Below are 11,412 nucleotides of genomic sequence, written 5' to 3'. Positions count from 1 at the left end.
TATCGGCGTTCGTCTTAACGGTTATCACACAGATACAATATTCCCGACAACAGGGATGGACGGGCTCTAAGCCGACGTCGATGGCGATTCGGAGCGTGTGCACTGTCTTGCGCTTCGTGACTTTGAAGGTGTATCCGGCCACAAAACAGCAGCCGCATGGAACGCTATGGCACTCGATAGCTATGACTGGTTGAAAATCGCAACATCATCGGCTGTTATTGGCTCGGCGATGGGCGCGATAATTAACGGCTTGTTCGCGCGAGGTAAAGACAGGCGTGAGCGCGACCGCGAGTCGTTCCTGGCTGCCCTGTTGGCAGTCGAAGAACTCGAAGGCTACATGCGCGCCTGCGTCCAGATGATTTACACGGACGGCGAAGCACAGCAGGAGGCAGTTCAGCGCGGAAGCCACGAACCCTTGGACCGAGTTCACCTTCCCGCCTTTTCGTATCCGAAGGACATCCAGTGGAAGTGGCTGCCAAACGACATGGCGGCAGACCTGCGTGAGTTCCCCAATGCACATAGGGATACCGCGCAGCACATCCGCAACAGGGCGGACTTTTATGACCCGTGCGGCACATGTGATGACATAACGCTGGGCTGTGCGCGGCTCGGAATACAGGCCTGGAAGTTGGCAGCGAAAGGTCGATACAGTTCCGGACTTCCGGCCGCTCAGTTGCATCAGTACGGGGAAAACGCGATGAAAGCGCTACACGACCGTATTCTGAAGCATGAGCACGCCGTCAAAAGTCGCCAGTCAGCGCCATCCACTTGGGCTTTGCATGTAGCCGCGCGCGAGCAACAGCCAGACTCTGGCACTCGGACCACGTGACCCCCGCACATTGGTCCGCGTCGTTGGTGCGCCGCGCCCTGGTCATTGTTTCGCGGCGAGGATGTCACTGGAGAAAACTGCACTAACTGGTAGATTTTTAGATGATGCGCACACATAATCGCCCGAAAGGTCAGACCTGCCTGCACAAGTGTGCGACGAGTGAACAGAAGCGGTGTTCTCCTTGAGCGTCACCAATATGCCCGTTTTGTCGGTTACGGAGACCGCACGAGAAGAGTCGTACCTGGACGATATATGTAGATTGGGGGCTTCGTGATACAAACCGATTTCGGGACTTTCGATGGCACAAGCTGGGAGCGCTTGTGCCAGTCGGCGTTCAAATTGAAATACGGACCGTCATATCAGCACATGCCAGCTTCGCCTGGCGACTTTGGAATCGAAGGTTGGACGACGGACGGTCTCGCGTTCCAATGTTACTGTCCGGAACGGCACTACACGCAGGAAGAGCTCTACGACAACATCCGCGACAAGATTACGCGCGACGTTGGCAAGCTCAAATCTTATGCGCAACAGATAGCCGAGCGCATCGGCTCCACGAGGATTCGCAACTGGCTGTTTGTGACGCCGACGATAAACGACAACGAGCTCCACAAGCACGCCCGGAAGAAGGAAAAGGATGCCCGCAAATGGGAGCTCACCATCCTCACCGAAGACTTCAACATCTCGCTTCTGGACGCCGGCTACTACTCCAGCGAGTTCGAGCAATGCAGGCGCAACGCGGGGACTGCTTTGCAGCTTGGCCCGGCGGTAGACAAGTCGATTGCCTTGCCGGAAGCTCCCGAGGAGTACGACAAGCTCATCGCTCGAAAGAACCGCATGCGCCTCAAATCGAGGCAGGCCAGCCCGACGTTTGAAGCCGAGCTGTCGGAATTCAACAAGCTTGTCCAAGGCAAATTCTTACGCTGCGACCACCACCTCGCCACGATTGAGCGGACGTCACCTCAGGCCTTTGCACAAGTCATTCGTGTCATTGGCCTCTACGCTGACGAGATGCAGGAACTCAAGTATTTCTGGACCGGCGAGCCCAACGAGCTAGTGGAATCGGTCAGAGCTGAACTTGGCACCCGGCTGGAGAAAGAGCTCGGAGGTGTTGTCGGTTTCAGCGAAACGCGCACTCTTGCAGACCTCGTCGTCGCGCGCTGGCTTGCCGTATGCCAGCTTGACTTCTCGGAGCCGGTCCAATAATGGCATTCCTCGAGTTCAACGTCCGCCCCTCATCCGTACTTCCTGACCATCGACCGCTCTTCAAGATTACGCAGCTTCTGCTTGTGCTGTTGCTCGCGTCGCGCGGGCGAAAGTCCAGCCTCGTCAGGCTGCAGCTATTCAATTGGGTATTGAAAGACGACGCACGAAGGGAGAAGCTCATTCGTGCCGCCAAGAGCCAGGAAATCGATTTTCCGGCTTGGGGCCTCGACCCGACTGTACAGACGGCAATGACTCTGGCCGCGGCAGATGGGCTCATCGACGCGACCGCCAAGACGGTGGTGCTGACGGACAAGGGCAGCTCATTCTGCCAGCGAGCTTTGGACGAACAGCTGTACGACGAAGACGCCGCCTTCCTGCGCGGACTCAAGACGTCTATAACCGAGAAAATGGTCGACAGTATCGTGGAGAAGTGGGTCTAGTATGCTCATTCGTGGAATTGAAATTCGAATCATCAGCGACGGTGAGACCTTCGGTTTCCGTACACCGTTCAAGGCCGGACTCAACATCATCAAAGGTCGCAACTCATCGGGTAAAAGTACCCTGGTGAACACCTTGATGTACGGTCTCGGGTTTGAAGAACTGGTTGGCGTTAAGGGTGAGCGCGCCCTGACATCGGCCGTGCGCGACAGCTTCCAGTTCGACGGCAAGACGAGAATCATCAGCCAGTCCGCAGTCCTGGTGGAAGTCGAAAACGACTCAGGGAAGGTCATCACGTTCCGGCGCCCTATCCGGAATGAAAGCAAACAGACCAGACTCGTCGAAGCATTTGACGGCGCCTTGGTCACGAAGCCCGATGATGCTGCCGGCGAGCCCACGCCGCTCTTCCTGCACGACCCGGGCGCCGCGCAGTACGAGCGCGGGTTTCTGCGCTACCTCGAGACCTTTCTCGGCATGCAGTTGCCTCGCGTGCAATCCTCGGTGGGCGGGCTCACCCGGCTTTATCCGCAAGTCGTCGCCGCCGCATTGTTCATCGAACAGAAGCGAGGCTGGACCGACTACATAGCGAACATCCCGTTCTACCAAATCCTAGGTGCGCCGACTCGAGTTGTTCAGTACCTATTGGGCCTCGACAATTTCAAGCTCGAGGAGGAGCGAGCGCTCAACGAACAGCTCATCAACCAACTGCAAGCTCGATGGACGGACAATCTCTCTGAGCTGCAGGCTGCTCTGCGCATGGTGGGCGTATCGGCGCAAGGTATTCCCAAAACCCTCCACAGGTCGTTCGAGCCCGGCCACGCGACTCTCTGGGTGAGAATCGAATCGGAAAACGTTGCTGTATCGCAAGCTGTGTCGAATAAGACGGAGCAGTGGCATGCAATTGAGCGCCGCCGCAAAATCGGCCCGGCGTCGGCGACCCCAGATGTTATCGACCTGTTGAATGAGCAAACCGCCAGGCTGGACATGCTCATGGCGCGCTATGAGACGCTGTCGAGTGAAGCCCGACTGCGACAGAACAGCCTGGTCGAGTTTCGGCAGCTCCTCCAACAGGCGGAGTCCGACCTTCGCAAAAACAAGACGACCCGGAAGCTGCACGACCTGGGCGCCAGTCTCCAGCTTCAATCTGCCGAAGGAAAGTGCCCAACTTGCGGCGCCAACATGGAGAACACTCTGCTCCCTCACACGGACGGCGTGACACCGATGGATTTGCAGCACAACATCGATTACCTCGAAGCGCAGCTGCGTATGCTCAAGGGGCAGATTGCTGGTTTGGAGAATATGGGCGAGCAATCCGCCGGCCACATCGCAGCGTTGGAGAGCGAGATAGCGCAGCAGCGAACCTACGTCGTAAATCTCAGGAAAAACATCTCGCAGTCGGATGCAACACTCGAAGCCGACGTCAGAAAGCAGATAACTCTCGAGCAAGACATCCGCTCGATGCAGAGTGCGGAGTCCCGGCTGTCGACCTTCCTCGAGCGCGCGGAAGAGCTCGTGGAAAAGCTTGTCGGCGCCGAGGAAGAGCGTGCGAAGTTCCCGAGCGACCTGTACAGCAAGAGAGACCGCATCAAGATTTCGGTTCTCGAAAAGAACTTTCGCGCAAACGCATCGGCGTTCAACTACACGAGCGCCGACATCCCGGAAGTCCAAGTCAATGCAGGGACCTTGCTTCCGGCATTGGGTGACATCACGCTGCGTGAGGTTCTGAAGCGAAACGTGAAGTCCGAATCATCGGCGAGTGACTTTGTCCGGCTTATCTGGGCATTCCTGCTCGCGGTTTATCAAACGTCGGCGACACGGGACTATGCAGGGAATCACCCGAGCGTGTTGATGTTCGATGAGCCGGGTCAGCATTCGATGAGCGAGACGAGCCAGAAGGCGCTTGTGAACCTCATGAGCGGACTGAAGCAGCTGCAGAGCATTCTCGCCGCCTCATTCGATGAAAGCGTCGCAGTTTTCGACCGCGTGACTGAAGGCAGTCATTTTCACCTTATCGAGTTGCCCGAGAAGTTCATTAGCCCCATGCGACACAACGGTGCTATGTAGCCGTACCGAGTGGCGGTGGCGGTGCCGGTGCCAGGGTGGCCTCCGCCGCGCCGGACATCCTCAGCGACGTGCCGAGGAGCGATGACGCAAACTTGCGCCGGCGTGGCGCCGAAGCGCGATAGTGGGAGCCAATTCAGATGCCTATCGACCTGTTCGCCGACCTGGGGAAGCCTGATAGCGAACTGCATCCGCAGTTCATAACATTGCGAGATGCACCTGGGTACGCTCCGGCACGCCAACTCATCAGACAGCTTCAGGAAGAGTTTTCCGACCCAGACGGCAATTTCGTCGAGCAGTTTCAGACGTTCGGCCTTGACGCGCGCACCTTCGAGTTCTTCCTTTCGGTGATGCTGAAGGACGCTGGCCACGAGTTGGACAGGAGCTTCGACCGCCCCGATTTCCTCATCACCAAGGATGGCGTGACCGCAGCCGTCGAGGCTGTGACAGCCAACCCGCAGGGGAACGGCGCAATCCAGCCCTATGACGCGGTCCCCGATTTCAGGAAGCGCCAGGAAGCCGCGGAGGAGCTGGAACACACGATTCCCATCCGACTGGGAAGCCCGCTCTTCTCGAAGCTCAAGAAGAAATATTGGGGGCTTCCTCAGGTTGCGGACAAGCCACTGATTTTGGCGATTCAGGATTTCCACACGGCCGGCGCGCTGGCGACCTCCGACGTACCCTTGGTGCGATACCTGTACGGCCTCGGTCAAACTTGGCGGCACGACGAAGAAGGAAATCTTGTCATCGAAGGCCACCAACTCGAAGAGCACCAGCACGGCGACAAGCGCATACCGTCTGGCTTTTTCCGGCAGCCCGATGCGGAGCACATTTCGGCCGTTTTGTTTTGCAATACGGGAACCATCCCCAAGTTCAACCGCATGGGTCATCAAGGCGCGTTCATGGCGAAGGGCGTTCGGATGCTTCAATGGGGCTCCTGCTACCGGCACGACCCCAACGCAGCAACTCCGCGTCCATTCGTCTACGAGGTGGGCGATAAAGATTGGCCCCTTGAAACCTGGCGGCAGGGGACCGTCCTGATTCGCAACCCTGATGCTCTCCATCCTCTACCCGAGAACTGGTTCGGCGCGGCGCTCGAGCACAGGCTGGTAGATGGTGAAGTGAGGACCATGCCCTCTGAGCCTTTCTTGCCGTTCTTTTCGACCACGAACATCCTGATGAACAAATCGCGCGGTGACGTGAGAAAAATGGCGGGAGGAATTTATCGTTCGCTCACCGCTGTACTACCGCCGTGAGCATCTGCCGAAAGGTCATGACGTGCGCGTCCAACACGGTGGCAATTGCAACGGGGGATGGGCCCTGCTATCCGTGCGAGTCGACCCAAGCGCGCGCCCACGACAGACCGGCATCCTGCGCTTCTTCCTCGGTATCGAAAACGCCAAGAATTCCCGAGGCTTCTACGAATTTCCGCTCGCGAGTAATGGTCCCGCTCGCCGCATACCGCTCGGGCGCCAGAATCTCCTCTTGCTGCTCGATGGCGTGGCCCCATAGCACGTAACCTTTATAGGTAGCCTGCTGCATCGTCGCCGTGTTCCTATCGAGGTGTTTCGACCGGTTTAGCGCGAAACATGGTCGAAATGAATCGTTTCGCTTCTTCGCGGCTCACGTGCTCGAACGGCGCGGCATGGTGAGCGTATAGAAATTGTGTGCCTTCGCGGTCAGTCAGCTTCACCGCCAGCCGGAACAGCGAGCCGGCCGGATACTGTCTCCGCATGGACCGGCTGCACTCGACTTTGAGCTTTGGGTCGACCCCTTGCCCAGGAAGCGGCCTCACGCGCAAGCCGGCGGACGAAGGCTCGCCAGTGGGCACATACGTCTCAACGATGATTTCCATTCAATGGCTCCATCAGGTAGGCGCCTCTCGACGCGCGGCCGGCGCGATGTTCGACGGGAACGCAACTCCGGCTTCCATGCAATGACCGATGTCCTCGCTGCCTTGGCGGCTGCTATTTTTGCAGAAACAATGCATGCTTTTGCGAAGGCCTCGATTGAGGCGATGAGCAAGTGCGAAACCAGGAGGCATCTTTCATGGTCGGTTCGAGCATCAAGGTCCCGGCAGTTTCCTTCGAGTCGATAAGGACGCTGATTCCAGCTGTTCTGCACGAAGTCAAATCGTACAACCTTCCACGCGTGTGCACGCAGCTGGGTATTCAGCCGTCCGTTGGACCCGGCGATGAAACAGAGGCGCACGCCAGCAAAAGGTCATACGTCAGCACGAGAATCGCCGATTTGAGCGAAGACGCGCTTGTCGAGCTCGCGCGCAAGGTGCTCCTCAAATATCCGGATGAGAGCTTGATGGAAGCGCTCGTCGAGTTGACGGTGCATAGTCAGCACCGCGTGAGCAAGCTTGTTCGCGGCGACGTCCTCAAAGTTCTGAATCGGTTTGATACGCTGTTCGGGGATGCTCCGGTCCTGGAAAGCCTGGCGGAAGTTTTTGGCGCTGCGGCGCTACGCGATGGCGGGTCGTTGTGGCTGGATAACTCCAGCTTGGAGGCTCAGATAGACCAGCACTATCTTCGCAACCCTGATTGGACCAGCGAGGAGATGCTCATTGAATGCGGCGCGTTGACGTGCTCTCAGTTTCGCTTCTTCGCTTTACTCGAAAAACTTGTCCATCCGATGACCCGGCGCGATGCCGAACAGGCTGAGCTCGCCAGCGCCATCAGCGACGCCTTGAAACGAGATGGTTTCACTCTGAAGCAAACTGCCGTGGAATCGGGATATGCGATTTACGGCGTCGTCCGCATTCAGGCTGGCGTCGCCGGAACGATGAAGAATCTGATTTTCGCGTCGACAGGTGAGAAACCGGAGCTCGTGTTTCGCGACGCGCTGAACAATGACGTCGAAATCACGAAGCATGCGGACAAGGTGCTCGTCTACGACCAGCCGCTTCCCAGCTCGGGGATGCTCTTATGGAGCGACCTTCGCGACTGGTACGCTGAGATTCATGGTGTAGATGAAACCGAAGGCTCGAGGATTTTGTACACGCGTTTGCGCGATTCCGTCATCGGCACCAACTCGGCCGGCGAGTACGCGATTTTTCACGGCTACTACAAACGCTTCAACAAACTTCTCGACGAGCGACTGCCGGCTCTGATTCCGCAGGTCTATCTGCACTACGACCCGTACACGCGCCGTCAGCGGGGCGATGAGAAATTCTTGGCGCGGCAGCGCATGGACTTCCTTCTCATGCTTGAGCAAGGCGTCCGCATTGTTATTGAGATAGATGGGCGCCATCACTACGCGGTGAAAGACCAGCGCGCTCCCGAGCGCTACATCGCGAACGCAGAACTCTACGCCGAGATGGCAATGGAAGACCGGCGGCTTCGATTGATGGGCTACGAGGTATATCGCTTCGGCGGATACGAATTCCGTGACGTGGCCCTTGGAGAGAAACCGCAGGTCGGTCCTGAGGCGCAGCGCCGCGTTGCCGAGTTTTTCGACCGACTGCTCGCCCGGCACGGAATCCGATAAGTGGCGCGCATGGAACGGCTACCGATGCTACTGGCGCTCGCGAGGCGAGCCCGAGCGAACCTTCCAGCAGCGCATAAATCTAGTCCCGGGTCAGGATTCGTAATCTGGGCCAACCTCTCCGAAGTCAACCTCGATTGTCGTCGGAACGACTTCGATTTGGACGAGTTCCGGCTCGCCGTGTTCGAAATCTTCGAAGGTATATAACACCTCGACGTTCACGCTAAGGTTGGTCTCAGCACGGCCGGTGCCGATGCGCACCATGTCTCTGTCGATACCGTCTTTCACAGAAAATGAGAAGACGCCATCTACATCAAGGTCGACTTTAACGTTGCCTTGTACCGTGAGCACATCGTCGACATAGCCAATCGGCTTAAGAATCGGAGTTCCATCTGCCACTTCAAGACTCGCACCATTTACGTACTCGCCCTCAATCTCAGCATCGAAATAGAAAGCCGAGGATGCCTCGGGAATGAGGTTAAAGTATTGGATGTTTTCCGATATATGCTCGGTAAGTTCTGCGACGAAATCGTGATACATGCCTTGCCCGATGCGTTGAGCAACCAAGTCCGTCAGCTGACGCGTATGGGCGTTTCGCTCTTGAACAAGCGTTAGGGCATTACCAAGGTCGTCTATTGCCGCAAGGCGCGCCGCAGTCCCGCAGTACGTTGACATCCTTGGTCCTTCGTGACGAATAGGATTGACGTCTGCTCCCTGGCAGCCCATGACTCTAGCGACAGAAGCACAATCGCGTCTGGGAACTCGCTTTTCTTGTCTTTAGTAGATTCGAAGGGTGCTTTCGGCTCGAAATAGGAAGATATGAGTTTGTCGACGTCGAGATTTTCCCGGACGCCAATACGCTCGGCCTTGCACCGTTCAAGGAACACCGTAAGCCTAGCTTCTGCTTTGCCTTTAAAGTCCGCGTTGCCAACAATCTCCTCGTAAATCTGATGCCGCCTCTCCTCCGAGAGCGCCCAGTAGTTGACTGATTCTGCGAGTCCCTTTTGTAGCGCGGAGCGTGCCTCTTCAGTCTTCTTTGCCAGATGCCTGCGAAGCTCCTTCAGGGTCATTTCGGAGAATACCAATCGAAACCCGGATGCGGCCAGGCTCTCCAGCTGTTTCAGTTGTCCATGTTCGAGACGCAGCCCTGAAGCGTCAAAGATACAAGTGTCTACAGAAATCGCTCTAATTGTTCCGTCAAGGATGTTTGCTCGAATTTCGTCAGGCAGCCTGATTGTCGTCAACCTGACGGCAGCGGCGGAGACTGAAGGGTTCGCCTCTCCTTCCTGTGGCGACAAGATTTGCTTCTGGCGGCGTCCTGTTGTGGACGCCCCACCGGGGTGGCTCCGCGACGAGGGCTCCAGTCGGCTCTATCAAGTCAACGCATTTGCGCCCCAGGGAAGCACTTTCTCAAACGCCGACGTAGTTATTTACGCCAAGGCTATCTACAAAGGCAAAGCAGCGACCACGCTAGCTGACTTCATCGAAGGCGACCGTGCAGAATATCAGGGAGAAGTGCCGAAAGCCCGGATAGTGAAGGCACCTGCCGTGGTCAATGGTGACGGCAGAGCGCTCGCCGCATACAGTTTTGCGCCAGCTACCGGTCAAGCCGGCAACTGGGAGCGCATCGCATACGATGAAGAGGGGGAGTACATCCTCCTCTTCGCGCTCAGTGCTCGCACTGAAGACGCCTACCGAAAGCATCTCGATTCATTCATTGCGTTTGTGGCGCACTACCGACGAAACCGGCGATAACCGAGGCTCATCGCCAACCGGTGTTAACGATATACCGCCTGAGTTGCATCCGCGATGTGGGGAGCGCCAATGAATGCACTGTTCAAGCTCTGGCACTGGCTTTATCCGAGCATTCCTGCCCGATTTGCCAGTAGCTACTCCGTTGACGAGTCTGTCCAGCGCCTTCATGCGGTCATTAAGCCCAGCGTGCTGTCCTGTCTGCTGCCCCCGACCCAGGCAGTTGTGGGCCGCGTCACGGAACGCTCAGTGCGGCTGCAAAGAGTAATTCCGTTCTACGGGAACAGTTTCAAACCGTGCTTCATGGGCACGTTCGAGCAGCACGATGGCAAGGTCGTCCTTGATGGACGGTTCACGATGTTCACCCCCATCAAAATATTCATGACGTTTTGGTTGGCGAGCGCGACCGTGGGCTGTCTACTCCTGTTAGCGCACGCAGTTTTCGGAGTCGCGCGCATGCGAGCCGGTGCAGCCGATGCCTTGTGTGAATCGCCTGCCTCCTATCAAGGCTTTATCCCCATCGCCATCGCGGTCGCTTTGCCGGCGGCAGGTGTCGGATTCATAAAATTTGGCTGGTGGCTCTCGAAAAATGATATTGCATACATCTCAGGCAGTATCACTTCTACGCTTGGAGCGACCATCTCGGAGATGCCAGGCGGCCGGGATTTTAGGAAGGTCGTCATCAGCATCGCTTCGGCTGTGTTCCTATCCGCCTTTATCGCGTTTGCGATTTATGACCACCGTGTTAACACCCCCAAGGCAGCATCGGCGCAGAACATACTGGAGCGGGAGTTCCAAGCTATCAAACCTTTGCCCGGAGCAACCGTCGTATCGTTTTACGCTGACCACAAGACGAGTCAGGCCTTGACAGGCAGCATGTACTCGACAACCGCCACGTATGCGGAGATTCGCCAGTATTACGATGGGGAGCTTGCACGACTCGGGTGGAAATTTCAGACGGAAGAACCGGTACGCGATTGGTGGCGCGACCTTGGAGGGCGAACCGCGCATTACCGTAAGAACGGCTATTCCGCCAATTTGCAATACGCCGGCGAGAAGGCAGACGCCGGATGGGTCTATACCCTGGACCTCAGTTGGGGGCTAGAACCCCTCCTAGGCGAACGACGCGCCAGGGTCTGCAAGGGTTGATGCAACTCTCCGATGCGGATTGCTAAAGCAGATTTACAGACTTAGTCGTGCTCACCGAGCGGCAGGCAATTTACGATGAACGTGTCGGCCATATCTGACCGCTGACAGATGAGCCATACGGGACTAGACAACCTGATAGCCCTTCCTTTTTAAGGCTCGAAGATGCCATCGGTTAGCGTTGTAACCGCAGAACGCAGCAAAGACCAGGGTCGACACGAGGCTTATCACGCTGCCAAGAGTAATTGACACACCTGCCTGCGCCAATACTGCATCGGCCCAAGCTATTGCGGCGTTCCCGGCGAGCAACCAGACGCCGATTAGCCACTGCCTTTTAGCAATCGCCCAAAGCGGACCGAGAAGGCATGCCGACCAATTGAACCCCGTCGCGATTGAGACCACATCATCGCGACTTGGATGTCTGAGGTAGATTCGACGGCTCATTCCTCGTCTCCTCGATTTCCATTTGCGTTAACTGAGGCACTTCGATT

Annotated in this window: 13 protein-coding genes; 8 read left to right on the top strand and 5 right to left on the bottom strand. The window is 57.0% G+C overall.

Annotated features, from left to right (window positions below):
- Positions 1 to 166 precede the first annotated feature (166 nt).
- The 5 genes from G3N94_RS07650 (at position 167) to G3N94_RS07630 (ending at position 5,787) form a co-directional block, all read left to right on the top strand.
- Positions 167 to 829, top strand: coding sequence for a hypothetical protein (locus tag G3N94_RS07650; protein WP_205791644.1), 663 nt, complete (start codon positions 167 to 169; stop codon positions 827 to 829).
- Between the two features lie 270 nt (positions 830 to 1,099).
- Entirely contained in the window at positions 1,100 to 2,032 is a 933-nt protein-coding gene (locus tag G3N94_RS07645) for a hypothetical protein (RefSeq protein ID WP_156440949.1), read from the top strand.
- Complete coding sequence (locus tag G3N94_RS07640; RefSeq protein WP_205791643.1) at positions 2,032 to 2,472, top strand: hypothetical protein; 441 nt, start codon at positions 2,032 to 2,034, stop codon at positions 2,470 to 2,472. Before G3N94_RS07645 ends, G3N94_RS07640 begins: the two co-directional genes overlap by 1 nt.
- Position 2,473: 1 nt before the next feature.
- Entirely contained in the window at positions 2,474 to 4,534 is a 2,061-nt protein-coding gene (locus G3N94_RS07635; RefSeq protein ID WP_205791642.1) for an ATP-binding protein, read from the top strand.
- A gap of 137 nt (positions 4,535 to 4,671) precedes the next feature.
- Positions 4,672 to 5,787, top strand: coding sequence for a hypothetical protein (locus tag G3N94_RS07630; protein WP_205791641.1), 1,116 nt, complete (start codon positions 4,672 to 4,674; stop codon positions 5,785 to 5,787).
- Between the two features lie 67 nt (positions 5,788 to 5,854).
- Here G3N94_RS07630 and G3N94_RS07625 read toward each other — a convergent pair whose 3' ends face one another.
- Positions 5,855 to 6,073: a hypothetical protein gene (locus tag G3N94_RS07625; RefSeq protein ID WP_205791640.1), complete on the bottom strand. Its 219-nt coding sequence runs from the start codon at positions 6,071 to 6,073 to the stop codon at positions 5,855 to 5,857.
- A 13-nt stretch (positions 6,074 to 6,086) separates the two neighbouring features.
- Positions 6,087 to 6,386 carry a hypothetical protein gene (locus tag G3N94_RS42260; RefSeq protein ID WP_241021670.1) on the bottom strand — a complete coding sequence of 100 codons (300 nt, stop codon included), beginning with the start codon at positions 6,384 to 6,386 and terminating at the stop codon, positions 6,087 to 6,089.
- Between the two features lie 194 nt (positions 6,387 to 6,580).
- On the opposite strand from G3N94_RS42260, the gene G3N94_RS07615 reads away from it, so the two are divergent.
- Positions 6,581 to 8,026, top strand: coding sequence for an RAP domain-containing protein (locus tag G3N94_RS07615; protein ID WP_205791638.1), 1,446 nt, complete (start codon positions 6,581 to 6,583; stop codon positions 8,024 to 8,026).
- Between the two features lie 90 nt (positions 8,027 to 8,116).
- On the opposite strand, the gene G3N94_RS07610 is transcribed toward G3N94_RS07615, so the two are convergent.
- Positions 8,117 to 8,698 carry a hypothetical protein gene (locus G3N94_RS07610; RefSeq protein ID WP_205791637.1) on the bottom strand — a complete coding sequence of 194 codons (582 nt, stop codon included), beginning with the start codon at positions 8,696 to 8,698 and terminating at the stop codon, positions 8,117 to 8,119.
- Positions 8,656 to 9,267 carry a PIN domain-containing protein gene (locus G3N94_RS07605; protein WP_241021678.1) on the bottom strand — a complete coding sequence of 204 codons (612 nt, stop codon included), beginning with the start codon at positions 9,265 to 9,267 and terminating at the stop codon, positions 8,656 to 8,658. The genes G3N94_RS07610 and G3N94_RS07605 overlap by 43 nt, the downstream gene beginning before the upstream one ends.
- Here G3N94_RS07605 and G3N94_RS07600 point away from each other — a divergent pair.
- The gene (locus tag G3N94_RS07600; RefSeq protein ID WP_241021683.1) at positions 9,191 to 9,778 is read left to right on the top strand and encodes a hypothetical protein; all 588 of its coding nucleotides are present in this window, start codon (positions 9,191 to 9,193) and stop codon (positions 9,776 to 9,778) included. The two genes, G3N94_RS07605 and G3N94_RS07600, sit on opposite strands and share 77 nt — an antisense overlap.
- Positions 9,779 to 9,847: 69 nt before the next feature.
- Entirely contained in the window at positions 9,848 to 10,924 is a 1,077-nt protein-coding gene (locus tag G3N94_RS07595) for a hypothetical protein (protein ID WP_205791633.1), read from the top strand.
- 123 nt (positions 10,925 to 11,047) lie between these two features.
- Here G3N94_RS07595 and G3N94_RS07590 read toward each other — a convergent pair whose 3' ends face one another.
- Positions 11,048 to 11,365 (bottom strand): DUF2628 domain-containing protein, encoded by a 318-nt coding sequence (locus tag G3N94_RS07590; protein WP_205791632.1) that lies wholly within the window; start codon positions 11,363 to 11,365, stop codon positions 11,048 to 11,050.
- Positions 11,366 to 11,412: the final 47 nt, after the last annotated feature.

It is taken from the genome of Burkholderia sp. Ac-20353 (assembly GCF_017104785.1).
Classification (GTDB): Bacteria; Pseudomonadota; Gammaproteobacteria; order Burkholderiales; family Burkholderiaceae; genus Burkholderia.
Note: the sequence above shows the minus strand (reverse complement) of the source record. Positions and strands in the feature narration are given on the sequence as shown.

Excerpts from the sequence above, each read along its gene's own strand:
- G3N94_RS07650 (WP_205791644.1), top strand. The coding sequence starts at position 167 with ATGGCACTCGATAGCTATGACTGGTTGAAAATCGCAACATCATCGGCT.
- G3N94_RS07640 (WP_205791643.1), top strand. The coding sequence starts at position 2,032 with ATGGCATTCCTCGAGTTCAACGTCCGCCCCTCATCCGTACTTCCTGAC.
- G3N94_RS07635 (WP_205791642.1), top strand. The coding sequence starts at position 2,474 with ATGCTCATTCGTGGAATTGAAATTCGAATCATCAGCGACGGTGAGACC.
- G3N94_RS07630 (WP_205791641.1), top strand. The coding sequence starts at position 4,672 with ATGCCTATCGACCTGTTCGCCGACCTGGGGAAGCCTGATAGCGAACTG.
- G3N94_RS07625 (WP_205791640.1), bottom strand. The coding sequence starts at position 6,073 with ATGCAGCAGGCTACCTATAAAGGTTACGTGCTATGGGGCCACGCCATC.
- G3N94_RS42260 (WP_241021670.1), bottom strand. The coding sequence starts at position 6,386 with ATGGAAATCATCGTTGAGACGTATGTGCCCACTGGCGAGCCTTCGTCC.
- G3N94_RS07615 (WP_205791638.1), top strand. The coding sequence starts at position 6,581 with ATGGTCGGTTCGAGCATCAAGGTCCCGGCAGTTTCCTTCGAGTCGATA.
- G3N94_RS07610 (WP_205791637.1), bottom strand. The coding sequence starts at position 8,698 with ATGTCAACGTACTGCGGGACTGCGGCGCGCCTTGCGGCAATAGACGAC.
- G3N94_RS07595 (WP_205791633.1), top strand. The coding sequence starts at position 9,848 with ATGAATGCACTGTTCAAGCTCTGGCACTGGCTTTATCCGAGCATTCCT.
- G3N94_RS07590 (WP_205791632.1), bottom strand. The coding sequence starts at position 11,365 with ATGAGCCGTCGAATCTACCTCAGACATCCAAGTCGCGATGATGTGGTC.